Annotated in this window: 24 protein-coding genes; 14 read left to right on the forward strand and 10 right to left on the reverse strand. The window is 34.9% G+C overall.

Annotated elements, in window-relative coordinates:
* Positions 1–106: 106 nt before the first annotated feature.
* Positions 107–610: a regulatory protein RecX gene (locus J3U63_RS08120; RefSeq protein WP_267333521.1), complete on the reverse strand. Its 504-nt coding sequence runs from the start codon at positions 608–610 to the stop codon at positions 107–109.
* Positions 611–612: 2 nt separating this feature from the next.
* The gene (gene recA / locus J3U63_RS08125; protein WP_267333520.1) at positions 613–1,659 is read right to left on the reverse strand and encodes a recombinase RecA; all 1,047 of its coding nucleotides are present in this window, start codon (positions 1,657–1,659) and stop codon (positions 613–615) included.
* A 473-nt stretch (positions 1,660–2,132) separates the two neighbouring features.
* Here recA and J3U63_RS08130 point away from each other — a divergent pair, with 473 nt between their 5' ends.
* The 3 genes from J3U63_RS08130 to J3U63_RS08140 are packed head-to-tail and all read left to right on the forward strand — an operon-like array spanning position 2,133 to position 5,615.
* Positions 2,133–3,383 (forward strand): PqiA/YebS family transporter subunit, encoded by a 1,251-nt coding sequence (locus tag J3U63_RS08130; RefSeq protein WP_267366776.1) that lies wholly within the window; start codon positions 2,133–2,135, stop codon positions 3,381–3,383.
* Between the two features lie 10 nt (positions 3,384–3,393).
* On the forward strand, positions 3,394–5,031 hold the full coding sequence (pqiB, locus tag J3U63_RS08135) for an intermembrane transport protein PqiB (protein ID WP_267333518.1): 1,638 nt from the start codon (positions 3,394–3,396) through the stop codon (positions 5,029–5,031).
* A complete protein-coding gene (locus J3U63_RS08140; RefSeq protein ID WP_267371212.1) occupies positions 5,031–5,615 on the forward strand; it encodes an ABC-type transport auxiliary lipoprotein family protein in 585 nt (194 codons plus the stop codon). The genes pqiB and J3U63_RS08140 overlap by 1 nt, the downstream gene beginning before the upstream one ends.
* Before the next feature lie 49 nt (positions 5,616–5,664).
* On the opposite strand, the gene pabB is transcribed toward J3U63_RS08140, so the two are convergent.
* Positions 5,665–7,410 carry an aminodeoxychorismate synthase component I gene (pabB, locus tag J3U63_RS08145; RefSeq protein ID WP_267371213.1) on the reverse strand — a complete coding sequence of 582 codons (1,746 nt, stop codon included), beginning with the start codon at positions 7,408–7,410 and terminating at the stop codon, positions 5,665–5,667.
* Between the two features lie 8 nt (positions 7,411–7,418).
* Positions 7,419–7,988, reverse strand: a complete 570-nt coding sequence (locus J3U63_RS08150; protein WP_267333515.1) for an anthranilate synthase component II — start codon at positions 7,986–7,988, stop codon at positions 7,419–7,421.
* Between the two features lie 288 nt (positions 7,989–8,276).
* On the opposite strand from J3U63_RS08150, the gene manD reads away from it, so the two are divergent.
* From manD to J3U63_RS08200, 10 genes are all read left to right on the forward strand, one after another.
* On the forward strand, positions 8,277–9,491 hold the full coding sequence (gene manD / locus J3U63_RS08155) for a D-mannonate dehydratase ManD (protein ID WP_267366770.1): 1,215 nt from the start codon (positions 8,277–8,279) through the stop codon (positions 9,489–9,491).
* A 14-nt stretch (positions 9,492–9,505) separates the two neighbouring features.
* Positions 9,506–10,522, forward strand: a complete 1,017-nt coding sequence (locus J3U63_RS08160) for a Zn-dependent oxidoreductase (RefSeq protein WP_267371214.1) — start codon at positions 9,506–9,508, stop codon at positions 10,520–10,522.
* A 67-nt stretch (positions 10,523–10,589) separates the two neighbouring features.
* A complete protein-coding gene (locus J3U63_RS08165) occupies positions 10,590–11,933 on the forward strand; it encodes an MFS transporter (RefSeq protein ID WP_267371255.1) in 1,344 nt (447 codons plus the stop codon).
* A 12-nt stretch (positions 11,934–11,945) separates the two neighbouring features.
* Complete coding sequence (locus tag J3U63_RS08170) at positions 11,946–13,427, forward strand: mannitol dehydrogenase family protein (protein WP_267347618.1); 1,482 nt, start codon at positions 11,946–11,948, stop codon at positions 13,425–13,427.
* Between the two features lie 137 nt (positions 13,428–13,564).
* Complete coding sequence (locus J3U63_RS08175) at positions 13,565–14,248, forward strand: GntR family transcriptional regulator (RefSeq protein ID WP_267371216.1); 684 nt, start codon at positions 13,565–13,567, stop codon at positions 14,246–14,248.
* A 502-nt stretch (positions 14,249–14,750) separates the two neighbouring features.
* Positions 14,751–15,029: an acylphosphatase gene (yccX, locus tag J3U63_RS08180; protein ID WP_267333510.1), complete on the forward strand. Its 279-nt coding sequence runs from the start codon at positions 14,751–14,753 to the stop codon at positions 15,027–15,029.
* Positions 15,030–15,128: 99 nt separating this feature from the next.
* Positions 15,129–15,692 carry an LPS export ABC transporter periplasmic protein LptC gene (gene lptC, locus J3U63_RS08185; protein WP_267333509.1) on the forward strand — a complete coding sequence of 188 codons (564 nt, stop codon included), beginning with the start codon at positions 15,129–15,131 and terminating at the stop codon, positions 15,690–15,692.
* Positions 15,693–15,695: 3 nt separating this feature from the next.
* Positions 15,696–16,247, forward strand: coding sequence for a lipopolysaccharide transport periplasmic protein LptA (gene lptA / locus J3U63_RS08190; protein WP_267333508.1), 552 nt, complete (start codon positions 15,696–15,698; stop codon positions 16,245–16,247).
* Between the two features lies 1 nt (position 16,248).
* Positions 16,249–16,974 carry an LPS export ABC transporter ATP-binding protein gene (lptB, locus tag J3U63_RS08195; protein WP_267371218.1) on the forward strand — a complete coding sequence of 242 codons (726 nt, stop codon included), beginning with the start codon at positions 16,249–16,251 and terminating at the stop codon, positions 16,972–16,974.
* On the forward strand, positions 16,974–18,389 hold the full coding sequence (locus J3U63_RS08200) for an RNA polymerase factor sigma-54 (RefSeq protein ID WP_416381304.1): 1,416 nt from the start codon (positions 16,974–16,976) through the stop codon (positions 18,387–18,389). Before lptB ends, J3U63_RS08200 begins: the two co-directional genes overlap by 1 nt.
* A gap of 35 nt (positions 18,390–18,424) precedes the next feature.
* Here the strand turns inward: J3U63_RS08200 and J3U63_RS08205 are convergent, their stop codons facing one another.
* The 6 genes from J3U63_RS08205 to J3U63_RS08230 all read right to left on the reverse strand — a co-directional run bounded on the left by J3U63_RS08205 (position 18,425) and on the right by J3U63_RS08230 (position 25,981).
* Positions 18,425–19,189, reverse strand: coding sequence for a class I SAM-dependent methyltransferase (locus J3U63_RS08205; protein ID WP_267371223.1), 765 nt, complete (start codon positions 19,187–19,189; stop codon positions 18,425–18,427).
* A gap of 42 nt (positions 19,190–19,231) precedes the next feature.
* Positions 19,232–19,834: a 3-isopropylmalate dehydratase small subunit gene (leuD, locus tag J3U63_RS08210; protein ID WP_267371225.1), complete on the reverse strand. Its 603-nt coding sequence runs from the start codon at positions 19,832–19,834 to the stop codon at positions 19,232–19,234.
* An 11-nt stretch (positions 19,835–19,845) separates the two neighbouring features.
* Complete coding sequence (gene leuC / locus J3U63_RS08215; RefSeq protein ID WP_267333503.1) at positions 19,846–21,255, reverse strand: 3-isopropylmalate dehydratase large subunit; 1,410 nt, start codon at positions 21,253–21,255, stop codon at positions 19,846–19,848.
* Between the two features lie 64 nt (positions 21,256–21,319).
* The gene (gene leuB / locus J3U63_RS08220) at positions 21,320–22,399 is read right to left on the reverse strand and encodes a 3-isopropylmalate dehydrogenase (RefSeq protein ID WP_065633829.1); all 1,080 of its coding nucleotides are present in this window, start codon (positions 22,397–22,399) and stop codon (positions 21,320–21,322) included.
* Between the two features lie 62 nt (positions 22,400–22,461).
* Complete coding sequence (leuA, locus tag J3U63_RS08225; RefSeq protein WP_267333502.1) at positions 22,462–24,009, reverse strand: 2-isopropylmalate synthase; 1,548 nt, start codon at positions 24,007–24,009, stop codon at positions 22,462–22,464.
* A 319-nt stretch (positions 24,010–24,328) separates the two neighbouring features.
* Positions 24,329–25,981, reverse strand: a complete 1,653-nt coding sequence (locus J3U63_RS08230; RefSeq protein ID WP_267333501.1) for a hypothetical protein — start codon at positions 25,979–25,981, stop codon at positions 24,329–24,331.
* A 342-nt stretch (positions 25,982–26,323) separates the two neighbouring features.
* Between J3U63_RS08230 and nfsB the strand changes: the two genes are divergently transcribed.
* A complete protein-coding gene (gene nfsB / locus J3U63_RS08235; RefSeq protein ID WP_267333500.1) occupies positions 26,324–26,968 on the forward strand; it encodes an oxygen-insensitive NAD(P)H nitroreductase in 645 nt (214 codons plus the stop codon).
* The last annotated feature ends 11 nt before the right edge of the window (positions 26,969–26,979 follow it).

The raw sequence follows: 26,979 nt of genomic DNA on the forward strand, positions 1-26,979 counted from the left end.
TAATATAACAAGTAAATATAAGGAAAAATAAAAATGATATAGTGAGCTTTCTTTGTAATGGGCTGTGTTTAACTTAACTGTATTATATTCTAGGTATTATACAAACTTAAGTCAATAAATTACATGCGGTTTTAATATTATCTTGGCTATAGCCTCTAGCAGTTAAAAATTGAATTACTTTCTGTTTTTGGCGATAATCTTCTTTAATATCAATGTGTTTAAACTTTTTCAATAATTGTTGATGAGCAATTTCACTCCAATTAATATCTGTTATTTGTAATAGTTCACGGCTCAAATCGACGTCTAGGCCACGCTGTTTTAATTCTAATGCAATTTTATATTGACCATAACCTTTACATGCACGCATAGCAATATATTTTTCGATATATTGTCTATCATTCATCCAATTGTGATCGATACAATATTGAATAACCTCAGAGGTTTCTATTTTTAATTGATTTAACTGTTCATGATATTCATCTTCTGAGCATTGTATCTTTTTAGCAAAGAATTGCACTATTTTGTTGTGTAATTCATAAGATGAATGATCGCGCTGTGCAAGTAATTGCACAGCTTTATTTAAAATTGACTTATTGATTTTTTTATTCATAACTAAAAGTTGTTATCTTCTTCTGATAAAACTTCGTCCTCATCAGCAGAGAAAACAGCAGGGCTATTTAGTAATAAATCTCGTAATTTGGTTTCAAGTTCTTGGGCGATTTCGGGATGCTCTTGTAAAAACTTGATAGAGTTAGCTTTTCCTTGACCAACTTTTTCACCGTTATAGCTGTACCATGCGCCAGCTTTATCAACAAGCTTATGTTTTACACCTAAATCAATTAATTCACCTTCTTTAGAAATACCACATCCATAAAGAATTTGGAATTCAGCTTGTCTAAATGGCGCCGCCACTTTGTTTTTGACCACTTTTACACGGGTATCACTACCAATCACATCTTCGCCTTCTTTAACAGCACCAGTGCGACGGATATCTAAACGCACAGAGGCATAAAATTTAAGTGCATTACCACCGGTTGTTGTTTCTGGATTACCAAACATAACACCAATTTTCATACGAATTTGGTTAATAAATACGACTAAGCAATTAGCATTTTTAATGTTAGCAGTTAATTTACGTAATGCTTGTGACATTAAGCGGGCTTGTAATCCCATATGAGAGTCGCCCATTTCACCTTCGATCTCTGCTTTTGGTGTTAGAGCAGCAACAGAGTCGACGATAATGACATCTACAGCACCAGATCGTACTAATGCATCACAAATTTCAAGCGCTTGTTCGCCGGTATCGGGTTGTGAAACTAATAAATCATCAACTTGCACACCTAATTTTGCTGCATAAATTGGATCTAAAGCATGCTCAGCATCGATGAAAGCACACGTTTTCCCTTCTTTTTGTGCTTGCGCAATAACAGATAAAGTTAATGTAGTTTTTCCTGATGATTCTGGTCCAAAGATTTCGACAATTCTACCCATTGGTAGCCCGCCAATTCCTAATGCGATATCAAGCCCTAATGAACCAGTTGAAACCGCGTCAACATCTAACGTTTGGGTATCCCCTAAACGCATAATTGAACCTTTACCAAATTGTTTTTCTATTTGACTTAATGCTGCTGAAAGTGCACGTTGTTTGTTTTCGTTCATATTATAAAATTCCGATTAGTAAGGATATTGATGTACATTATACTGTATTGTTATACAGTATCAAGTTTTTTTTATGTTTAATAAGCATTTAATTAGTAGTAGCAACTAGTTGATAATATTTTACTTATTGATAATGAAATAATAGAGTAAAGTTTGGGTTTAAAGATGCTTGTATCTCAACTTTTATCAAATATGGCTTTTAAAATTTTATACAGTTAACTAGAGTTTTATTGTTAGGATAGATTTAATTTTATCATCAAATTGTAGCAATTTGCTTAGGTAATACTTTCATAAAAAAAAACCATTTGTTATGATTAGCAGCGAAACATCTTAACCATTATATGTAGTGTGTTGAAGTAATTATTCCCAATAGTTGTTTTCGAATTAATGAATCAATTTTTTAATGAAATATAATGTTAACTAGAAAAAACGTTATCAATTAAGGCTATTATTTATTGTAATTAAGGAAAATAATGACCATCGCTCAACCTCATTACGTATTATGTTCAAATTGTGATTTACTCACTGAACTTTCACCAGTCACATCAGGACACAAAGCCGTATGTCCTCGCTGCAACACAACGTTGATAAAAAAAAATATTAATATGAAATTTAGAGCAACGATGTATGCAGTTTGTTCTTTGATTATGATTGTTATTGCTTGCAGATTTGTTTTTATTGATATACGCTTAGTAGGCAATTTTAATGGTGTGAGTATTTTAGATATTCCTAGTATTATGTTCTTTGACAGGTACAGTTATCTATCTGCGTTATTTATTGTATTTGTTCTAGCTTTTCCTATTTTTAATCTTGCTATTATCACTGTCCTTTGTTCTAAATTGCCATTGTCAAAATATCGAAAAAGAGATCTATTAATTGCTTATGAAAAATTACAACATTGGTGTATGCCTGAAATATTTTTAACCGGTATTTTGGTGAGTTTTGTTAAGTTAATGAGTTACGGTAGCATTGGTGTAACTGAAACTTTTTGGGCCTTTTGTTTGTTTGTCTTTTTTTATATAAAAGCTGATGTGATTTTTTCACCAGAAACGATTTGGAACGAAATCCATAACAATAATTTTGCGAGTGATGAATTAAAAGTAGGTAAGACAGGAATTTGTCAGCATTTAAAACTGTGTCATTATTGTGAAGCGATTTTACCTGAACATTATGTCAAATGTCCTCGTTGTAAACAAAAAAGCCAAACAAGAAATAGAAATAAAATACAATGGACTATTGCTTTATTAGTGACATCGTTAATTATCTATATTCCAGCTAATTTGTTTGGAATTATGATAACAGTTGTTTTTGGTTCGCCATCAAGTTCTACCATTCTTGATGGTGTTATTTATATGTGGCAAGCAGGTGATATACCGGTTGCATTAGTCATTTTTATCGCCAGTGTAGTTATTCCGATTTTGAAAATTATTTCGCTTAGCTGGCTTTGTTATTTTGCTTTAGCAGCCAAGAAAAAACATAGACATAATTGTCTAAAAATGAAGAAACTATATACAGTTGTTGAATTTATTGGCAAATGGTCAATGATTGATATTTTTGTGGTATCGGTTGTCTGTTCTTTGGTTAGAAATCAGCAAATGATGGGTGTTTACCCCGACATAGGCGTAATATTTTTTGCAACAGTGGTGATTATTACCATGATTGCATCACAAAATTTTGATCCTCGATTAATTTGGGATCGTACATCGAATAAAAAAATAGAATAATAGGAACAATATGGTAACAACAAGTAAATTAGCAAAAATAATTAAAATCAGAGCTATTTCAGCAATATGGATAATACCAATTGTCACTGCTGTTGTTGGGCTTTGGATTATTTATTCTCATTATGCTGACCGTGGCACCCCATTTACCTTACTTGCTAAAGATGCAAGTGGTATTGTTGCAGGTAAAACGGTAATCAAAAATCGCAGTGTCGATGTGGGTATTGTTGATGAAGTAACCCTATCGGATGATTACAACCAAGTGGTGGTTAAAGGTCGAATCTATAACGATATGAAACCATTACTTAAAAATGATTCAATATTTTGGGTTGTGAAACCCGAGATAGGTCGAGATGGTGTTACCGGTTTGAACACTATCTTGTCAGGTGTATATATTGAGTTAGCATCAGGTAATGATACACATAGCTTTAAAAATAATCCTTTTATTTTATCAGATACACCACCGTTATCTGACCCTAGTATCAAAGGTATACGGTTGAATTTAGAAAGTGATCAAAATGGTGTTGTTCCTCGTGGTGCTTCGGTTATGTTTCATGGTTATCGTGTTGGGAATGTTGAAACATCACAGTTTGATGTTAATTCACGAAAAATGAAATATCAAATTTTTATCACTCAACCTTATGATGCATTAGTGACCCAAAACGTACGTTTTTGGAAAGAAGGTGGTATTAATTTAACGTTATCATCAATGGGTGCGAGTTTAAATGTGCCTTCATTGGATGTTTTATTGTCTGGCGGCATCAGTTTTGATCTACCGGATGGATCAAAATTAGGCGCACCTGCTGAGCAATATTCTGTATATAAGTTATATGAAAATAAAAAATCCATTCAAGATTCACAGTATACTGAATATAAAGAATTTCTTATTATGCTCTCTGATTCAATATCAGGGCTTTCTGAAGGTGCACCGGTCGAATATCATGGTATTCGATTAGGAACAGTTTCGAAGGTTCCATTTTATACCCCAGAAATGTTAGAACAATCTTCAATTCTTAATCAAAAAGTTCCTGTTCTGATAAGGATTGAACCAGATCGCTTGTCGGAACTTGTAGATCAGAAGATAGATATTGCTACACTTATTATGGATGAGCAAAAAAATGGCTTAAGGGCATCTTTGAAAACATCAAATATGTTTACTGGTGCACTTTATATCGATCTGGATTTCTATTCCGATTTAAAAAATAAGTATGATGTTAAAAAGTCAAAACAATTTGGTTACGATACGATTGACACCACATCAACAGGCATTGCTCAAATACAAGCTAAAATTATACAATTACTTGATAATTTTAATAATTTACCACTTAATAACACGATGTCTCAATTTAATAAATCACTTGCTTCAAGCGAGCGGTTAATGAACTCGATAAATCAAATTATGGCAAGCAAAGAAATGCAAAATATGCCAAAAGATCTTCAAAAGGCAATGCGTTCATTAAATGAGACCATGAAAGGATTACAACCAGGTTCTGATTTAAATAATCAAATGAAAGAAAGTCTACAAAAAGTGCAACAAATGATGGATGAATTAACGCCATTACTTAATACCCTCAATGATAAAAGTAATGCATTGATTTTTTCTGCACCGAATAAGAAAGATCAAGAACCTAAAGCTAAAGGTAAAAAATGATGGTTAAAATAATACGATACCTAATCTCAATTGTTGTTGCAATATCACTGAGTTTATTAGTGGGATGTTCTTCTGATGCGCCAAGCAAAAGCTATTTTCAATTAGCGAGTGATTTACCTGAGCAAACGTCACACACAATGAAAAAAACTCAGCATTTTATTTGGATTGAAACGGTAGATGTGGCAAATTTTTTAAATAAGCCTGGAATTGTTTTGCAAACAGACGATATTAAATATGTAACTGCATCAAACCATCTTTGGGCATCAACGTTATCGCAACAACTTCAAGATCGCGTCGTTCAAGACTTAAGTGTTTTTCTTCCTAATTATTTAGTTTCCAGTAAATCACTGTCAACACCAACTTTAACGGTAAAACTCTTTATTGACGGTTTTCATGGTAGTTATTCAGGCGATGCCCTTATCAAAGGAAGATGGGTTATAACAGATAGTCATAATAACATTGAGACAAAACCCTTTGAACGCCATGTTGCTCTTATGACCAATGGTTATGATGCATTGGTTAAAGCGTTATCTAAAGGTTGGCAAGAAGAAGAACAAGATTTTGCTAATTCAATCATGCGTTAATTTAAAAATTCATATTCCGTCAGTAATATGACGGAATATGAATCGTTATTTAAGTTAAATTGTGTTTGAATTGATTAAATACTTCATTATCTATTTCCACCCATTTACGCACACTATTTATAAAAGCAATTTTTTGTGCTTTTAATAGGTCGGCTTTAGTGATGACTTGTTCTACCAAATGGTGATTGTTTATATAATATTGTCGCATCGTTCCGGGCAATAACCCCGAACTGAAAACAGGGGTGACCCACTGTTGATTGATAAATAAGGCAATATTGCCATTAACGAATTCGGTAATTTCGTCTTTTTCATTAAAATTAATATACTCATGTCCTTTAGTAATATGCACAAAATGTTGCCTGTTCGTTGTTTTGTGGTACAGGTAAACATTATTGCTATTGACACACTTTGGCGCCAACGTTATTTTATTTAACGGCATACCATAATCAATTTTATCAATATCTAAATGATAACTACCGTCCTCAATTTTCAGTAACAACCTGACTTTATAGTTACCTTTGCGATACCGATTTGCTAACTCAATGAGCTGAAATTCTATTGATTTTGTATCACATTGAACATCAAAATAATTAGCAGAATCAGCAAGTCTAGCTAAATGCTCTTCTAATAAAAAAAATTGGCCTTCTTCAAGTAACAAAGATTCAATAATCGCATTAGGAATTGATGATTTACGGGTTAATATAGCTGTTTTAGCGAGGATTTCGTCGTACTCATCTTCTGCGGTTGAATCCCATGTAATTCCCCCTCCAACGCCATAACTCATTTGTTGATTATGAATAGTTAATGTTCGTATTGGTATATTAAATGTTGCTTGCTGCATATATGGATTAATATAGCCGATTGTGCCACAGTAAACCCCACGTGGTGAATTTTCAATATTGGCAATAATTTGCATAGTACTTGTTTTTGGTGCACCAGTGATTGAACCACAAGGAAAGATAGCTTGAAAAATCTGATATAACCGAATATTTTCTTTTAATCTTCCCTGAATTGTTGAAGTTAATTGCCAAACAGTTGGATATTTTTCTGCAGTAAATAATTGAGGAACAGTGACAGATCCTGGCTCTGATATTTGACTTAAATCATTGCGCAGCAGATCGACTATCATCATATTTTCAGCGAGATTTTTTTCTGACATTAATTGCGATAATTGTTGGGCATCTTGTTGCTGATTTATCCCTCGTTTCGTTGTCCCTTTCATCGGTTTTGTGGTTATTAATCTGTTTTCTATTTTAAAAAATAGCTCGGGTGATATCGATAAAATGTGATAATCATCAAATTCTAAATATGCACAATAATTGGCAAAATTATTTTTTTGTAAAAAATGATAGTAATCAAGGGGCGATTGTGTAAAAGGTGCTTTAAATGCGATCGTATAGTTAGTTTGATAGGTATTGCCCAATTCAATTTGTTCACGGATATAATTGATCTTTTGTTGATATTCATTAATTGTAGTGTCACTCATCAATTCAAGTGATTGTGGGGTGTAATCTTGACATGGTAAAGACTCAACAATGGAATACTGATCAAAAATACCAAATAACAGTAAAGGTAAATCTTGGTTATTATGGCGATTAATTTTGGTTTGATTTGATTGATTTAATCCCATTGCTGCTTCATAAGCTAAATAACCAACAGCATAATAGCCTTGTTGGATAAATCCTTCGATCTCCTGTAAATGTTGATTGACTAATGAGGTATCATTAGTCTTTATTATCGAGATTGGGTTGCAAAAATACTTATGCTGACCTTCGAAGTCGATATATATTCTCATGTTATTATTTACCTATGTACAAAATTATAAATGATTTGTAAACCAAACTCAGTTTTAATTGCTTCAGGATGGAATTGCACGGATTCGATAGGTAATATTTTATGACGTAATCCCATAATTATTCCTTGTTTATTGCGCGCAGTAATCATAAGAGGGGATTTATCTAAAGGTAAATTATCATAGGCAATTAAGGAGTGGTAACGAACAACTGATAAGGGGTTTTTAATGTCTTTAAATAACCCTTGACCATCATGAACTATTTTATCAATTTTGCCATGCATTGGTTGTGGCGCTTTTCCAATTTGATACCCATAGTATTGGGCAATAGCTTGGTGACCAAGACAAATTCCAAGTATTGGACAGGTATTAGAAAATTCGGCAATAACCTCAAGTGATATGCCTGCCTGATTCGGCGTTCCGGGTCCTGGTGAAATAACGATTTTAGTAAAATCGAGTTGTTTTAATTCAGTAATCGACATTTCATCGTTTTTAATTACTTTTACATTAGCACCCACTCGGCACAAGTAGTCGTAAATATTAAAAGTGAAAGAATCATAGTTATCAATGAGTAAAATCAAAATAGTATCCACTTTTTATCAGTCATTAACGTTATTACAAATTTGCGTTAATCAAAAATCACATGGGTGCCTTCATTATACAAACAACTTTTAAAAAAAGAGATGTTCTTTTCAATTGATGTTTTATTTTCACTCTTATTTTTTGATATCAACCAGTTAGCTTTTCTTGAATTTTTACTAAATTGAGTCTCTTTTTGTGACAGTAATCACAAATACATACAACTCTACTTGTATGGTAGTATTTAATCGATTAATTTGTTGCTACACAAATTAATTATGAGGTATTCAATGAAAATCGTAAAAGCAGACGTTTTTGTTTGTAGTCCTGGCAGAAACTTTGTCACATTAAAAATTACAACAGATGAGGGTGTATATGGAGTAGGTGATGCGACGCTCAATGGACGTGAGCTTTCCGTCGCATCATATCTTAAAGATCATCTTTGCCCACAATTAATTGGACGAGATGCCAGTCAAATAGAAGATATCTTTCAATATTTTTATAAAGGTGCCTATTGGCGTCGAGGCCCTGTGACGATGTCAGCGATATCAGCAATTGATATGGCATTATGGGATATCAAAGGTAAAGTTGCCAATATGCCCCTTTATCAATTATTAGGTGGCGCTTCTCGCACCGGTGTAATGGTGTATTGCCATACTACAGGTAAAGATATTGAAGAAGCATTAGATGATTATGCTAAACATAAAGAAATGGGCTTTAAGGCCATTCGAGTGCAGTGTGGCATACCGGGAATGAAAACCACCTACGGTCAAAGTAAAGGTAAAAACTTAGCTTATGAACCGGCAACACGAGGTAACTATCCAGAAGAACAGTTTTGGGCAACCGACAAATATCTTGATTTCACACCAAAATTATTCGAGGCAGTGAGGAATAAATTTGGTTTTAACGAACATTTATTGCATGACATGCACCATCGTCTAACACCAATTGAAGCGGCTCGATTTGGTAAAAGTGTTGAAGATTATCGCCTATTTTGGATGGAAGACCCAACACCAGCCGAAAATCAAGAATGTTTCCGTTTAATTCGTCAACACACTGTAACCCCCATTGCTGTCGGTGAAGTATTTAACAGTATTTGGGACTGTAAACAGTTAATTGAAGAACAGCTTATTGATTACATCCGAACCACAATAACCCATGCAGGCGGCATAACTCATATGCGTCGAATAGCTGATTTTGCGTCGCTTTATCAAGTTAGAACTGGCTCACATGGTCCATCAGATTTATCACCAATCTGTCATGCCGCGGCACTTCATTTTGATATGTGGGTACCTAACTTTGGTGTTCAAGAATTTATGGGTTACTCAGAGCAGATGTTAGAAGTCTTCTCGCCAAACTGGACCTTTACTGATGGTTATATGCACCCAAGTAACAAACCAGGTTTAGGTATCGATTTTGATGAAAAACTAGCGCAAAAATATCCATACAACCCAGCCTATTTGCCAATTGCTCGTTTAGAAGATGGCACATTGTGGAATTGGTAAGTTAAGGAGTTTATATGAAAAGTATTGTAATAAAACAGCCTAATGAACTCGTTATTGAGGAACGAGAAGTTCCTCAACCAGCCAAAGGTGAGGTAAGAGTTAAAGTAAAACTAGCTGGGATATGTGGTTCAGATAGTCATATTTACCGAGGACATAACCCATTTGCGAAATATCCTAGAGTTATTGGGCATGAATTTTTTGGTGTCATTGATGAAGTGGGTGAAGGCGTGGATCGATCAAGAATTGGTGAACGAGTTTCTGTTGATCCTGTCATTAGTTGTGGCTGTTGTTATCCTTGTTCTGTTGGTCGTCCGAATGTTTGTTCATCTTTAACTGTTTTGGGTGTTCATCGTGATGGTGGATTTAGTCAATATACAACAGTGCCAAGTAAAAATGCCTACCGAATTCCTGATGACATTAGTAATGAATTTGCTGTGATGATTGAACCATTCACTATTGCAGCGAATGCTACAGGTCATTTAAAACCAACTGAAAACGATGTTGCCTTAATTTATGGTGCGGGTCCAATGGGGCTAACATCAGTACAAGCGCTAAAAGGTGTTTATAAAGTTAAACAAGTTATTGTTGTCGATCGAATTGATGAACGTTTGGCTATGGCACAAACAAGTGGTGCAGATATAGTAATAAACAATACAAATATATTACTAAAGAATGAACTAGAAAAACTTGATATTAAACCGACGATTATAATTGATGCTGCCTGTCATCCTTCGATCCTGCAAGAAGCAATTACTATTGCCTCTCCTGCTGCAAGGATCCTCATCATGGGCTTTTCAAGTGATCCTTGTCAAATTACACAACAAGGCATAACCAGTAAAGAGTTATCTATTTTTTCATCCCGATTAAATGCCAATAAGTTCCCAGTTGTTATTGATTGGTTAAAGAAAAAATTAATCGACCCGCAAAAGTTAATCACGCATCAATTTGATTATACGCAAGTAATTCAAGCGATTGAAACGTTTGAAAAAGATCAAAAACATTGCTGCAAAGTTTTATTGACCTTTAATTAGCACTCAAAAAAGCCTTGTGAATAACCTTTTTAAAGAAAATATTATAAGAGAGAACAGTATGAATAATATGGGAAATAAGAGTGAGAGGGATACTTCGGATTTAGTCAAAGCTGCAGTATCAGGCTGGTTAGGAACAGCGTTAGAATTTATGGATTTTCAATTGTATTCTTTAGGTGCTGCTTTAGTTTTTCATGAAATTTTCTTTCCAGAACAATCAGCTATTATGGCGTTGATTTTAGCGATGGGAACTTATGGTGCGGGTTATGTTGCACGAATCATTGGTGCCTTTATTTTTGGTCGCATGGGGGATGCAATCGGCCGTAAAAAAGTTCTATTCATTACTATTACCATGATGGGGGTATGTACCACACTCATTGGTGTACTGCCAACTTATGCTCAAGTAGGTATTTTAGCGCCGTTGATGTTGGTTGTTTTGCGTATTATTCAAGGATTGGGTGCAGGTGCTGAAATTTCTGGTGCAGGTACAATGCTCGCTGAATATGCACCAAAAGGGAAAAGAGGGATAATTTCTTCATTAGTTGCAATGGGGACTAACTGCGGGACATTAAGTGCAACAGCAATATGGGCATTTATGTTCTTTTTATTAGACAAAGATCAATTAGTTGCATGGGGATGGCGTATTCCATTTATTGCAAGCGTTGTTGTTATGATTTTTGCAATTTGGCTAAGAATGAATTTAAAAGAAAGCCCTGTATTTGATGAGGTTAATGATACTACTGCACTAAAAAATGATAGTGATGTAACAAAACATATCTCATTACTTGCAATGTTTAAAAGTAAATCATTTTGGTTAGCTACAGGATTACGTTTTGGTCAAGCAGGAAATTCTGGTCTAATCCAAACTTTTTTAGCAGGATATTTAGTGCAAGCGTTGTTATTTAATAAAAGTATTCCAACTGATGCAATCATGTTTAGTTCAATTGTTGGTTTCTTGACAATTCCTTTCTTAGGTTGGTTATCAGATAGGATAGGTCGGAAAATTCCTTATATTGTACTAACATTGTCTGCAATTATACTTGCTTACCCAATGTTATCGATTATTGTTGATAAAAATCATTCAGTAAATACGATTACATTATGTTTGATTCTTATTCATAATATTGCAGTTTTAGGTTTATTTGCCCTGGAAAACATCACTATGGCCGAAATGTTCGGTGCTCGCAATCGATTCACTCAAATGGCAATATCTAAAGAAGCAGGCGGTTTAGTTGCTGTTGGATTTGGTCCAATTCTGGCTGGAATTTTCTGTAAAATGGTTAATGATTGGTGGCCAATTGTGGCTATGATTATTGTGTACTCATGTATTGGTCTCATCTCGGCTATGCTTATGCCGGAGGTAAAAGATCGTGATTTAGCTGACCTACACGATGCGGCAGATAGTAAAAATTAGATGGAATAAAAAATGAAATTATCAAATAAAACTTTATCACAACTACCTAAAGAGGTAGTTGTCCCAACTTATGATAGAAGCAAAATTAAAACCAAAATTGTTCATCTTGGTTTTGGGGCATTTCATCGTGCTCATCAGGCAGTATTTGCTGATATTTTAGCTAATGAACACAATAGCGATTGGGGTTATTGTGAAGTTAATTTAATCGGTGGTGAAAAACAGATTGAAGATTTAAAACAGCAAGACTTTTTATTTAGTGTTTGTGAAATGTCTTATGATAACTGGAATACTCGTGTTGTAGGTATTGCAAAAGAAGCATTACATGCAGATATTGATGGAATACACAAAGTCTTAGATGTGATGACTCGTCCAGAAATTGCGATTGTGTCGATCACAGTAACTGAAAAAGGTTATTGCTATTTACCCTCAACAGCATCAATTGATACCAATAATCCATTGATTAATCATGATATTGCTAATCCACATACACCTAAATCGCTTCCTGGTGTTATTGTAGAAGCTTTACGTTTACGTAAAGATCAAGGATTAAAACCTTTCACCGTTATGTCTTGTGACAATATGCCAGAAAATGGACATGTTACTCGTAATGTTGTGTTAGCCTTGGCTAAGCAGCGAGATGAAAATTTAGCGCAATGGATTGCGGATAATGTGGCTTTCCCATCAACGATGGTTGATCGAATTGTACCTGCGGCAACGCCAGAAACAATGGCTAAAATAAAAAAACAACTTGGTGGTATTGATGATTCGGCAGGTATCGCTGGTGAACCATTTAGGCAATGGGTGATTGAAGATAATTTCGTGTCTGGTCGTCCTGAGTGGCAAAAAGCAGGGGCAGAATTAGTGGATGATGTATTGCCTTATGAAGAGATGAAATTACGTATGTTAAATGGTAGTCATTCCTTTTTGGCTTACTTAGGTTATTTAGCTGGATATTTGCATATAGATGCGTGCATGCAAGATCCTAATTATGTAAAAGCAGCTAGACATTTAATGTTAAATGAACAAGCAACTACATTACGGGTTAAAGGTGTTGATTTAAAAGCTTATGCTGATTCATTACTTGAACGTTATCGCAACACCGGTTTAAAACATCGTACATGGCAAATTGCAATGGATGGAACGTTAAAACTCCCACAACGTATGCTTGATTCTGTTCGTTATCATTTGGCTAATGGTACTCCATTTGATTGTTTAGCCTTGGGTATTGCTGCTTGGATGCGTTATGTGAGTGGCGTGGATGATAATGGTAACGTTATTGACGTTTGCGATCCAGCAGTCGAACAATTAAAAGCGTTGGTTTTAAACAGTTCTGATAATCAAGAACGAGTTAATGCGTTGTTATCTTTAACACATGTTTTTGGAGAGGATCTACCAACAAATCCATTGTTTATTGAGCAGATAACTAACGCTTATCTTTCTTTACGCGATATAGGCGCAAAACAAACAGTTAAACAAATCACTCAAAATTTTTAATTCCACTAACAATAATTAATAGCAAAGTGCAATGATCATTAGATGATTGCACTTTTATTATTAAATAAAAAACTTTTCTTATATTCAAAAATCCCCTACTATTCTTTTCATGCTAGTTTGTTATTTGAAAAACATATATGTTCAAATCTGAAGTGTTAACTGTCTCAGAACCTGTTAATCAACAAATATATCGTCAATTAAGAAAGGCAATCATCACTTGCCAAGTATTACCGGGTGTTTTATTGTCTGAAAAAGATATCTCAAGTCAATTTAATGTTTCACGCCAACCGGTTCGTGAAGCTTTTATTAAACTAGCAGAAGCTGGATTGGTCCAAATTCTTCCACAACGTGGCACTTTTGTAACGAAAATATCAGTTAAAAAAGTCATTGATGGTCAATTTATTCGCGATGCTGTTGAGTGTGCAATTATTAAACGTGCAGCACAAGAAATTAGTGATTCAGATCTTTTATTACTCGAAAAAAATCTAAAAGAACAAATTGATGCTAACAAACATAAAAATATTGGTTATTTTCTTGAAAAAGATGATGAATTTCATCAGATTATAATGAATGTTATTGATTGTCCTATGGCATGGGAAACCGTCGAAAATATCAAAGCAATGATGGACAGGGTAAGATACCTTACTTTAGAAGATATATCCCCACCAGAAGACCTAGTTAAACAGCATGAAAAAATTGTTATTGCATTAAAAAAGCATGATCCGGAAATGGCTACACTTGCGCTTCATGAGCATTTAGCAACGATATTAAAAACAATAAAAATTGTATCACAACAACATACTATTTGGTTTGTTGATTAACTTATATTAGTCAAATTTATTTTGTCTAATATAATTTTTAAAAATTTTAGAGCATTTGATAATTATACCAATAAATAGTAGTAGCTTAATGCATAACCTATCAGTTTTACGGCAAATATTGTGTGTTAAGTGTTAACCCTTTCCTTAACCGTAATGACTCATGATTATTGTCTGATTAGATAATATTATGGATAACAAAAAATTCTGGTTTAGTTATCCCTGATAAAGTTGTTTTAAATGCCACTGAATGTGGCTATCACTGATAGATAAATTGGTATGCATTTTGTTATCAAAACTTTTAAAGTTAGATTAAATAATGAATCAATTTATCATTTAATTTTATTGGTGATTTGAACATAATGATGTATTTAATCAATTACCGATTTCTATTTTATCATTGTTGATTTATTATCAGGAATAAAATAATGGTTTACCTATTTTAATGGCCATTACCTTGCGATTAATTTTTGTCAACTTTAAAATAAAAATACTCGGTTTTAATATGATAAAACGAATTAAAATATGTGTTAGCGGCCTTGTTCAGGGTGTAGGATTTCGGTTTTTTACTTATCAACAAGCACAAAAGCTTGGTCTGTTAGGATATGTTAAAAATTTGGATAATGGTAATGTCGAAATTGTCATACAAGGCGATAATTTACAACTTACTCAGTTTACACAATGGCTTGAGCAGGGAGGACCAGCTTCCGCTCATATTACGAATATAAAAAGTTGCGAATTATTACCTGAAAATGGATTAACTTCTTTCAATGTCAGATATTAATTTAATAAAAAATAAAGTAAAATGGAAAAAATATTAAACTTCAAGATAATGATTTTTCCTTATTATTGATCAATCTTATTTGCGTGATTAATGTATGTTATGAATAAAAAAAATATAATCTGTATCTTGCTTATTATTGTGGTAGTTGGCGTCTATTATAATTATCAAAAAGACAATGACGCAACCACGCAATCCTCTGTTAATTTAACTGATACGCCAATTTATCAGAGCGATGACATGACAACAGATGTGTATGATTTATCAGGCGAAATTGTATACAAGATTGAATCTAGCAAAGTACGACATTTTGATGATTCAAATAATACGGAATTTGATCTTCCAAATTTAACGCTTTATGATCAAGACCACACTGTCACATGGCATATTCGAGCCAAAACTGCGACATTGACTAATGATAAACACATTTATCTTTATAATGATGTTCAATTGGATAATTTGACCCCCAATGCTCAATTACAGCGTGTTAATACCGATAATGCTGTCATTGATTTAAATACACAACTTGTAACGTCTAAAGATCCAGTTACTATCAAAGGTGTTGGTTTTTACTCAACAGGTCTAGGATTAGCTGGCGATTTGCAAGCAAAGACTGCAAACATACTTGAGAATGTTAAAACATATTATAATACCGAGGCAAAATAGAACATGAAATTGCAACAACAGCTACTTTTTCCATTATTTTTTATGCTATCAACATCGTTTGCTTGTTTTGCACAAGAACCAGCCGAACCAACATCACCAACCAAAACGGATCAAAAGATGTTTGTTGATAATAAACCGATCACTATTGATGCCGATAACCAACAAATTGATATTGATAAAAATATTATTACTTTTATAGGTCATGTGCAAATTGTTCAAGAGGGATTAACTATTTGGGCAGATAAAGTTGTGATAACTGATATGCAAGATTCGACAAAACAGAAAATTACCGCTTATGGTAATCCAGTAAAGTTTAAACAAATATTGCCAGAGAATAACAAAATTGTTACAGGTCATTCGGATCAAATTATTTACAATGTGAAACAAAGCAATGTCGTTTTACAAGGAAAGGCAGAGTTATTTCAAGAAGATAATCATATAGTTAGCCAAGTTATTACCTATGATGTTAAAAAACAGCTAATTATGGCTCAGCCTAAAAATGGTCGCGTAAAAAGTACTATTATCCCAAGTCAAATTAAAGAGATAAAAAAATAATATGTCAATTTTAAAGGCGATTAATTTAGCCAAAATATATAAAAAACGAAAGGTTGTTGAAGATGTCAGTTTGACGGTCAACTCAGGTGAGATTGTTGGATTACTAGGGCCAAATGGCGCAGGTAAAACAACAACGTTTTATATGGTGGTAGGAATAGTCACATTGAATGCAGGTAAAATTTATCTTGATGATCATGATATCAGTATTTTACCTCTACATGAAAGAGCGCAAAAAGGGATTGGCTATTTACCTCAAGAGGCGTCTATTTTTAGAAAACTATCTGTAATTGATAATATTATGGCGATTTTAGAGACGCGTCGAGATATCGATAAAAATGAAAAATTAAATCGGGCTGAAGAATTGCTTGAAGAGTTTCATATCACCCATATCCGCGATAGTATCGGTCAGTCTTTATCGGGTGGTGAAAGGCGTAGAGTTGAAATTGCAAGGGCGCTGGCAGCCAATCCTAAATTTATTTTACTTGATGAACCGTTTGCAGGTGTCGACCCTATTTCTGTTATTGATATTAAAAATATTATTAAGCATTTACGCGATCGAGGGCTAGGTGTATTGATTACCGACCACAATGTGCGCGAAACCCTTGATGTATGTGAGCGTGCTTATATTGTCAATAAAGGTCATTTAATTGCTGAAGGAACACCAAATAGTATCTTAAGTAACGAATATGTTAAACGAGTCTACTTAGGAAATGAATTCCGATTATGATTAAACCAAGTTTGCAACTGAAAGTTTCTCAACAACTATCGATGACACCACAATTACAATTGGCGATTCGACTTTTACAGTTGTCAACTTTAGAACTACAACAAGAAATTCAAACTGCACTTGAAAATAATCCATTGTTAGAAGTAGCTGATCAGTATGATGAAATCAGCGTTGCACAAAATACATTAGATGAAAATATCGATACTCGAGAAGCGTTAGATAGTCAGGAGATCCCTGAAGATATACCATTAGATGCTTCGTTAGATGATATTTACACAGCAGGTACACCATCGGGCACGCATTCTGATTATCGTAATGATGAATTGCCTATTTATCAAGGTGAAACGCATGAAACATTACATGATTATTTGAAATGGCAGCTTGAATTAACGCCTTTTAGCGATGTTGATCGTGCAATTGCGGTATCGATCATTGAAGCGATTGATGAAAGCGGCTATTTAACAGTTTCGTTAGATGAAATATTAGAAGAGCAGGGTAATAGTGAAATTGAATTGACTGAAGTTGAAACGGTTTTAAAGCGAATCTGGCATTTTGATCCAATAGGCGTTGGTGCGAGATCGTTACAAGAGTGTTTATCAATTCAAACTCAACATGTAACAGTTCCTTCATTAGTTAAACAAATTATTGATAATTATCTTGATTTATTGGCAACTCATGATTACAGAACTTTAAAAAAAGTATTAAATGCCAGTGATGAACAATTAAAAGAAGCGATTAATTTTATTCAGCATTTACATCCTTATCCAGGTGATGCTGTCAACACGACCCCTCCAGATTATATTATCCCAGATGTGCTAGTCAAAAAAGTAAATGGCAAATGGATAGTTGATTTGAATACTGATACAGTACCGGCTCTGCGTATTAACCAGCAGTATGCGGCGATGGAAAAGTTAGCCAGTGAAAGTGATAGCCAATACATAAAATCACATCTACAAGATGCCAATTGGTTTATCAGAAGTGTTGAAAATCGCAATGAAACTTTACTTAAAGTAAGCCAATTTATCGTTGAACATCAACAGCAGTTTTTTGAGCATGGCGCAGAGTATATGAAACCCATGATTCTATCGGATGTAGCGGCGGCAATTGATATGCATGAATCAACCATATCCCGCGTAACGACCCAAAAATATTTACAATGTCCAAGTGGCATATTTGAGTTAAAATTCTTTTTTTCTAGCCATGTAAATACCGATTCTGGGGGTGAAGCATCCTCTACCGCCATTCGAGCATTAATTAAAAAGTATATTTCAGGCGAAGATAGTAAAAAGCCACTGAGTGATAGCAAGTTAGTGTCAATTCTTGAAGAACAAGGAATTATTATTGCTCGTCGAACTGTGGCAAAATACCGTGAAGCTTTATCAATACCTTCATCAAATCAAAGAAAACAACTTTAAGGATAAAATTGTTTGGTTACTATCAACAATTAATACTAAATTAATTTTGTTGTTTCGATAATCATCATATCTGTCGTAAAAGATCCATCTGTTTGAAGTTCAAAATAGGTCTTTGTGTCGTTGGCTGCAGTTTCTTGATACAGCCTTATTGCATCAATTAAGCGTTCAGGTGTTCGCATGCGTTTAACCCATGTGTCAAAGGACAAGGTTAAGCGATGGCGTTTTATATTATCTATGCTAAAACCTGCTTCGGTTAAGAATGTTAACCACTCACCTGGAGTATAATCACGAACATGAGAAGTATCACGCATAGCTTCAATAGTTTGTAGCCAAATATCTAAAACAGGGTGGCCAGGTGACACAACATCCATTATGATTAATTTTCCGTTAGGTTTGATGATGCGGTGTAACTCTCGTAGACTTTTACCGACATCATGCCAGTGATGTGCGGAATAACGACTTACCACAATATCGAATTGGTTATCGGCAAAGGGTGGATACTCAGCATAACCTTGTTTGACTGAAATGTTGCTAAAACCACGGCTTTGCGCAGTTAAAGCAACCACCGATAACATCTCATCAGATAGATCGTATGCCGTAACCTGTTTAACATATTTTGCTGCAATGAAACTGACATGACCGGCTCCACATCCCATATCGAGTAACTGGGCATCAGAATAGGGGATAAGAAACTTATCCAAATATTCAAGATCAGGACCTTGAGCATGTACCTTACTTGTTAGATAAGCATTTGCTTGCTCACCAAATTGCTGTTTTACGTTATCGTGATGTGTTGCCATAGGGAATCTCGGTATTGGGCACTTTTGTGCCCAAAGTTAAAATTATGCTAAAAATGACGGTATGTTATGTTCAAATGCACTAATAGCATCTTCATGTTGCAGGGTTAAGCCAATGTTATCTAAACCATTTAATAAACAGTGGCGTTTGAATGCATCGATTTTAAACGAATATTGCTTATTTCCAGCGATAACAACTTCATTCTCAAGATCAATTGTAAATTCAATTCCTTCATTGGCTTCAACTATTTTAAATAGTTCGTCAACGTCTTCTTCCGATAAGTTCACTAACAATAACTGATTATTAAACGAATTATTGTAAAAAATATCAGCAAAACTTGAACCAATAATAGTTTTAAAACCATAATCCGCAAGTGCCCATGGTGCATGTTCTCGTGATGAACCACACCCAAAGTTCTCGCGCGCTAATAAAATACTTGCCCCTTTATAACGCGGTTTGTTCAGTACAAAATCGGGATTAGGTTTTTGACCTGCATCATCCAAAAATCGCCACTCATGAAAAGCATGTTTACCAAAACCGGTACGCGTGACTTTTTGTAAAAATTGTTTAGGAATGATAGCATCCGTATCTACGTTAGCTGCATCTAATGGCACAACTAGACCTGTATGTTTTGTAAATTTTGCCATGACAAGTCTCCTTAAAATGGTTTACGAATATCTGTAAAATGACCAGTAATGGCAGCCGCCGCCGCCATTGCAGGACTCACTAAATGGGTTCTAGCATCACGACCTTGACGCCCTTCAAAATTACGGTTACTGGTTGACGCGCAGCGATCGCCTGGTGCTAATTTGTCATCATTCATCGCTAAGCACATTGAACAACCCGGTAAGCGCCATTCAAATCCCGCATCGATAAAAATCTTATCTAATCCTTCAGCTTCTGCTTGTTCTTTGACTGGTCCAGAACCAGGCACGACTAAGGCTTGTACACCTTGTGCCACCTTTCGTCCTTTAGCAATAGCAGCCGCAGCGCGTAAATCTTCAATGCGTGAATTCGTACAAGATCCGATAAATACTTTATTGATCTTAATATCAGACATCTTAGTTCCAGCAGTTAATCCCATATAGGCTAATGCACGTTCAGCAGACTGTTTTTCGATCGGATCGGAAAAATCGTGTGGATTGGGTACTTGCTTATCAATAGCGGTTACTTGCCCTGGATTTGTTCCCCATGTGACTTGTGGTGCAATATCTTTTGCTTCAAGGGTGACTACACGGTCAAAATGCGCTCCTTCATCGGTTTTCAAGGTTTTCCAGTAAGCCACGGCTTTGTCAAAATCTTCTCCTTTAGGTGAAAATTGGCGACCTTTTAAGTATTCAAAAGTGACATCATCAGGTGCGACCAATCCTGCTTTAGCACCCATTTCAATAGCCATATTACATAATGTCATCCGGCCTTCCATTGATAAGGATTTAATCGCCTCACCACAAAACTCAACCACGTGTCCTGTACCACCAGCACTGGTCGTTTTACCAATAATCGCTAAAATAATATCTTTAGCGGTAATGCCGTCGGCAACCTGACCTTTGACTTCAATTTTCATGGTTTTCGCTCGACCTTGTTTTAGGGTTTGGGTCGCTAATACATGTTCAACTTCTGATGTTCCAATACCAAAAGCCAGCGCTCCAAATGCGCCATGGGTAGCTGTATGGGAGTCACCGCATACAATGGTCATTCCTGGTAAAGTCATCCCTTGCTCAGGCCCGACAACATGGACAATCCCACGTAACGGACTTTGTAAACCATATAACGAAATGCCAAACTCTTGAGCATTTTTTGCTAATTCTGTTAATTGGATGCGAGCCATTTCACTACACGCACTTAAATCATTACTTTTGGTTGAAGTATTGTGATCCATAGTTGCAAATGTTTTGTGTGGCTGGCGCACTTTTCGGTTCATCGCACGTAAACCATCAAAGGCTTGGGGTGAGGTAACTTCATGAACTAAATGGCGATCGATATACAAAATAGGGGTTTCATTTTGTGCTTCGTAAACAACATGTGCATCATATAATTTTTGATACAATGTTTTGGGTTTTGTAGACATTGCTTATATTCCTTTAATATTCTTTAAAAGGGTTAATATGATTGCTTAACCCTTAGTCTAAAAATTAAATTAAACGACAAATGGTATCACCCATTTCATCGGTTGAAACATAACTACCACCACGAGCAAGATCGATAGTACGGGTTCCTTGTTCTAAAGCTTTATTAACCGCATTTTCAATAGCTTTGGCAATATCATCACGTTTTAAACTATAACGCACGAGTAGTGCTAACGATAAAATTTGTGCAGCTGGATTTGCGATATTTTTACCGGCAATATCCGGTGCACTCCCACCAGCAGGCTCATATAATCCAAAACCCTGCTCGTTAAGGCTTGCTGATGGTAGCATCCCCATTGAACCGGTAATCATTGCACATTCGTCAGACAATATATCACCAAACAAATTTGAACATAAAATGACATCAAATTGTGAAGGATCTTTAACAAGTTGCATGGTTGCATTATCGATATACATATGTTCAAGTGTGACATCTGGATATTGTTTAGCGACTTCGTTTACAACTTCACGCCATAAAATTGATGTTTGTAGTACATTAGCTTTATCAACAGAAGTGACTTTTTTACGACGAATTTTGGCAGCTTCAAATGCCATTTTAGCTATACGTTCAATTTCAAAACGGTGATAAACTTCTGTATCAAAGGCGCGCTCTTGAGGACCCGAACCTTCACGACCTTTAGGTAAACCAAAATAGATACCACCAGTTAGTTCACGCATACATAAAATATCAAAACCACGTTTTGCAATATCTTCCCGTAAAGGACATAATTCTTCTAAACCTTGATACAAACTAGCAGGGCGCATGTTAGCAAATAATTTAAAATGCTTTCGTAATGGTAATAATGCGCCGCGTTCTGGTTGTTGATCAGGGGGTAAGTTTGTCCATTTTGGACCACCAACTGAACCAAACAAAATCGCATCAGCTTTTTCACAACCTTCAAGCGTCTCTTTTGGTAATGGGCAGCCATGGATATCAATAGCGGCGCCACCAACATCATACTCACTGGTAGTTATTGAAAGATTATATTTTTGGCGAATAACGTCGAGTACTTTATAAGCTTGCTTCATTACTTCAGGGCCAATACCGTCACCAGGTAACACTGCAATATGATAATTTTGTGACATTTTTATTCCTTAACAATTTAATTGGTATATTTAGTATTTATAAAACAACATAATTTAATATGTTAATCATGATGCAATTTTTGTTTTTGTTGTGCAACTTGATTTGCCCGATAAACATTATTTAATACATTAATTAACGCTAATGCAGAGGAGTGGACAATATCTGTTGCTAATCCCACACCATGGAATTTGCGACCTTTATAATCGGCAACGATATCAACTTGCCCTAAAGCATTTTCACCTTGCCCTTTTGACGCTAATTGGTATTTAACTATCGTAATTGGCTCGCCAGTAATACGATTTATTGCTTGATAAACTGCATCAACTGGACCATTACCCGTTGCTGCATCTGAAAATTTTTGATCGCCAATAATTAAACTTACTGATGCAGTTGAAACAACAGTAGAGCCTGATTGAACATTAAAATAGTCCAACACATAATGTTCTTGTTCATCTTTTAATTGATTGATAAAAATTAAGGCTTCTAAATCATAATCAAACACTTGTCCTTTTTTATCTGCAAGCTCTAAAAATGCTTCGTATACTTGGTCTAAATTATAATCGTTATCATGATAACCTAACTCTTCAAGTCGGTGTTTTACCGCAGCTCTACCCGAGCGTGAAGTTAAATTTAATTGGATTTGATTTAAACCAATAGATTCCGGTGTCATGATTTCGTAGGTTTCACGATTTTTAAGCACACCGTCTTGGTGAATGCCGGAGGAGTGGGCAAAAGCATTACTACCAATAACCGCTTTATTGGCCGGTATTGGTGTATTAGTAATTTGACTGACGATTTGGCTGGTACGATAGATTTCTTGATGATTAATATTGGTGTGAACGTTTAGAATATTTTGACGAACTTTAATTGCCATAATGACTTCTTCTAAAGCTGTATTACCTGCGCGTTCACCCAAACCATTCATCGCGCCTTCAATCTGCCTAGCACCTTCCTGAATCGCGCTAATCGAGTTAGCCACCGACATGCCCAAGTCATCATGACAATGAACAGAGATAATCGCTTTATCAATGTTCGGGACACGTTCAAATAAGGTACGAATAATGCCACCAAATTGATAAGGGACAGTATAACCGACAGTATCTGGAATATTGATCGTTGTTGCCCCTGCTTGAATTGCTGCTTCAACAATCCGACATAAGTTATCAATTGGGGTACGGCCTGCATCTTCACAAGAAAACTCCACATCATTAGTATAATTACGTGCACGTTTAATACAGTGCACAGCCCTTTCAACGACATCTTCAAATGTCATTTTTAATTTGTCTTGCACGTGTAAGGTTGAAGTTGCCATAAAAGTATGAATACGAAATTGATCGGCAACTTTTAACGCTTCTGCTGCAACATCAATATCTTTATCTATACAGCGAGATAATGCACATACACGACTATCTTTAATTGTTTTAGCAATCGTTTGTACTGATTCAAAATCACCAGGGGATGAGATAGGAAAACCAACTTCCATCACATCCACCCGCATTCTTTCTAAAGCTAGCGCTATTTGTAGTTTTTCTTTGACACTTAAACTTGCTTGTAAAGCTTGTTCGCCATCACGTAGTGTGGTATCAAAAATAATGACTTGATCGCTCATTGTTTATTCCTTATCTATATTTTAGCGCTATTACGGTATTTCAAGTTATGAAAACAAAAAACCCGCACTTTAGCGCGGGTTCTTGTTAATTTGTCGAGTTGTTTAATAAATTATCTCATTACTCAACACACAAGAAATCCGCGCAAAATAATGCGAGGAGTAAGCTAGTGAGGAGAGTAGTTGTTCTAATCATTAAAACGAATCTCTAAATTTATATTGGTCAAAATAATGCCAATATTTTTATCAAAGAACATAGTTAATGTCAATATCTAATCTTAAAAGGTCATTAAATATTATGATTTTAATTAGCAAAATTCAGTTAATCGATAAAGCAGATAGCTTTTAAGCCTTGAGTATCTTTATCGAATGAAGCAATACTTCCGTTGGTTAAATCAACACCATAGAATTTTGTTCCTTCGAAAGACCAATCTATGGGGTCTTGATCACATTCGTTTTCTGGAAATAGTTCATCGTCACCATCATCAGGTATTGGTGGGGGATATAAGGTGCCTTGTTCATCATCATCACCATTATCTTCATCAAAAGGATTAAAATTTCGTAATTTAGATTTTAGCGGCTCAGCTATACCCATATCGTAGTCTTGTTCATCTGTCCAAGCGTAATTAGATAGCGCATTTGAAAGTGTTGAATCGCTTGGATAAACCTCATTTACCGTATTCCCCCATTCAGATAAAAGCGTTCCAACCGTGCGTTTGTAATTATTTCTTTCATTTTCTCCAAAAAAATAATCCCAACTTTTTGCATTAGTTAATGATCGCCTATAAGTCAGCGCGACTCTTGGGTTTTGACAACTACAATAATGTTTGGCAGATTTTTGATCTTTAAAAACTACATTTTCAGAAATCAGGTACCATTGAGTGATAGTAAAACTATAAATAGTTTTATTGCCGACAGTTAAAGAAAATACTGTATTATTTGCAGCTGAAATATTATTTTTTAATTTTTCTGAAAAATTGGGTCCTGTAAACTCAACTCGAAGCACGTTATCTTTTCCACTAAGCTTTAAACTAATGGGCGATGTTGTTGGGTTTTTAGTATAAGAAATTTGACTCCAGTTTGCACCGGCAAGTACGACATTAAAATATAATTTATTGGCAGCAGTTGTAGGAAACTTATTATAACTTTCTTCAGACGAACCTCGAGGCAAAAAACCTTTATTGGCATCCCACCAAGGCATATCTTGTTCCCAAGTATTCTGAATATAATTCGCTTCATATTCTTCTTTTGTATAAGCAAATTCTGGTGGATTACCTTTTTCTAAAGATGGTTGTAGCCAGCAAATCGTAGGCACATCCTTGGAGGAAGATGTGACATAATAGGTTTTATTTACACTTGGATAAGTCCTAATATTAGGTACCCCAAATGTGGTTGAAAGCTGTGATTCTGTTGTGGCTAATGTTACCGCGTAGTAACCAATACAGTTATTTAATTTTTCGCTTGGCTCAATAGTATTATTGTTGTTATCTTTTATAGTGAGAGACATGGTTCCACTAGCATTAAATCCATTATCACCATCGTCATCTTTAACATATTGATGATCGTTTAGAATAGTAAAAATATCCACTTCTTTTGCATTATAATCAGTCAATAAAGTTATTATATTTTCAAAAGTTTCAACAGACTTAGGAAGTACAATTAATTTATCGGGGGATGAATCAAAATCAGGAATATAATAAGTTAAATTAGGATTTTTTATTCGCGTGTCGATCTGAGTTGAATTTTCATTGTTAACTTCTTCTGTCCCATTAGTTTGATCGTTTTCTACTGCAATCCAAAGTAAATCAGTTATGTTTGCTGGTGTGTGATTATTATCTATTGAAATATAAGGTTCTGTGCCATTTATGACTTGAACAGATGTGGCACTTAATGCATTGGCTGAAAAACAATAAAAAATATTTGAAAAAAAGACTGCTGCACATAATTTTGTTAATATATGTTTACTTTTAAACATCACATTTTCCGTAACGGTACTTTTATATCACTATAAACTGTAAAGCCTTTAAAATTGTGCTAGATAATATTCTCTATTTTTTTTATTGTAAAGATATTGGTGTCGTTTTGTTGTTAAATAACTCTATGATATAAATGAAAATTATAATTATTATTTGTTTTTTTATAAAAAAATGAAGTGTAATAATACGCATTTTTATATAGGAGCATAGAGATAAGTAAAGATCGGTTGAATTTGTTATTCAAGTGGTAATTAATAGTATTCTAAAATGAATAGAAAATCATTAATTTAGTTAAAAATAAGTTATCGTTCATCATTAACCAATAAGGTGGAGTCAAAAATATGAATATCGTCGAAATTTCGCAAAAACGTTATACCACTAAACATTATGATCCTACTAAAAAGATACCTGTAGCTATTATTGAGCAACTTTTAACTGTTTTAAGAAACAGTCCATCATCGGTAAATTCTCAACCATGGCATTTTTATGTGATTGAGTCAGACACAGCAAAAAATAAGATTTTGCCTGCTTTTCCTGATTTTAATCAGCCACGCGTGACAGGATCGTCACATACTATTGTTTTTTGTATAAAAGTGCCATTGGATGAAAGTCATTTAGTGAATCTACTGAATCAAGAAGAAAAAGACGGTCGTCTGCCTTCTGAAGATTTAAAAGTATCGCAAGATCAAGGTCGACGTTATTTTGTTAATTTAAATAGTGCAACCCCTGAATCGCAACAGTGTTGGGAAGAAAAGCAAACTTATATTGCATTGGGGCAACTTTTGTTTGCTGCTGCGGCAATTGGTGTTGATTCTACGGCTATCGAAGGATATGATTCAGCTAAAATTGACGAAATTTTAGATCTTAAAAGTAAGGGATTGAAAAGTGTTGTAGTTGCGACATTAGGCTATCGCGCTGCTGATGATGGCAACGCACATCGACCAAAATCACGTTTACCAAAAGAACAACTTTTCACTTTTCTATAATTTGCCGCTTT

It is taken from the genome of Gilliamella sp. B2838 (genome assembly GCF_026536185.1).
Taxonomy (GTDB): domain Bacteria; phylum Pseudomonadota; class Gammaproteobacteria; order Enterobacterales; family Orbaceae; genus Gilliamella.

Bases quoted from the DNA above. Each gene is read 5' to 3' on its own strand.
- J3U63_RS08165 (WP_267371255.1), top strand. From the start codon at position 10,590: ATGGGAAATAAGAGTGAGAGGGATACTTCGGATTTAGTCAAAGCTGCA.
- J3U63_RS08160 (WP_267371214.1), top strand. From the start codon at position 9,506: ATGAAAAGTATTGTAATAAAACAGCCTAATGAACTCGTTATTGAGGAA.
- leuA (WP_267333502.1), bottom strand. From the start codon at position 24,009: ATGAGCGATCAAGTCATTATTTTTGATACCACACTACGTGATGGCGAA.
- leuD (WP_267371225.1), bottom strand. From the start codon at position 19,834: ATGGCAAAATTTACAAAACATACAGGTCTAGTTGTGCCATTAGATGCA.
- J3U63_RS08230 (WP_267333501.1), bottom strand. From the start codon at position 25,981: ATGTTTAAAAGTAAACATATATTAACAAAATTATGTGCAGCAGTCTTT.
- lptA (WP_267333508.1), top strand. From the start codon at position 15,696: ATGAAATTGCAACAACAGCTACTTTTTCCATTATTTTTTATGCTATCA.
- J3U63_RS08175 (WP_267371216.1), top strand. From the start codon at position 13,565: ATGTTCAAATCTGAAGTGTTAACTGTCTCAGAACCTGTTAATCAACAA.
- J3U63_RS08205 (WP_267371223.1), bottom strand. From the start codon at position 19,189: ATGGCAACACATCACGATAACGTAAAACAGCAATTTGGTGAGCAAGCA.
- leuB (WP_065633829.1), bottom strand. From the start codon at position 22,399: ATGTCACAAAATTATCATATTGCAGTGTTACCTGGTGACGGTATTGGC.
- leuC (WP_267333503.1), bottom strand. From the start codon at position 21,255: ATGTCTACAAAACCCAAAACATTGTATCAAAAATTATATGATGCACAT.
- yccX (WP_267333510.1), top strand. From the start codon at position 14,751: ATGATAAAACGAATTAAAATATGTGTTAGCGGCCTTGTTCAGGGTGTA.
- recA (WP_267333520.1), bottom strand. From the start codon at position 1,659: ATGAACGAAAACAAACAACGTGCACTTTCAGCAGCATTAAGTCAAATA.
- nfsB (WP_267333500.1), top strand. From the start codon at position 26,324: ATGAATATCGTCGAAATTTCGCAAAAACGTTATACCACTAAACATTAT.
- pqiB (WP_267333518.1), top strand. From the start codon at position 3,394: ATGGTAACAACAAGTAAATTAGCAAAAATAATTAAAATCAGAGCTATT.
- J3U63_RS08170 (WP_267347618.1), top strand. From the start codon at position 11,946: ATGAAATTATCAAATAAAACTTTATCACAACTACCTAAAGAGGTAGTT.
- lptB (WP_267371218.1), top strand. From the start codon at position 16,249: ATGTCAATTTTAAAGGCGATTAATTTAGCCAAAATATATAAAAAACGA.
- J3U63_RS08130 (WP_267366776.1), top strand. From the start codon at position 2,133: ATGACCATCGCTCAACCTCATTACGTATTATGTTCAAATTGTGATTTA.
- J3U63_RS08120 (WP_267333521.1), bottom strand. From the start codon at position 610: ATGAATAAAAAAATCAATAAGTCAATTTTAAATAAAGCTGTGCAATTA.
- J3U63_RS08140 (WP_267371212.1), top strand. From the start codon at position 5,031: ATGGTTAAAATAATACGATACCTAATCTCAATTGTTGTTGCAATATCA.
- pabB (WP_267371213.1), bottom strand. From the start codon at position 7,410: ATGAGAATATATATCGACTTCGAAGGTCAGCATAAGTATTTTTGCAAC.
- manD (WP_267366770.1), top strand. From the start codon at position 8,277: ATGAAAATCGTAAAAGCAGACGTTTTTGTTTGTAGTCCTGGCAGAAAC.
- lptC (WP_267333509.1), top strand. From the start codon at position 15,129: ATGAATAAAAAAAATATAATCTGTATCTTGCTTATTATTGTGGTAGTT.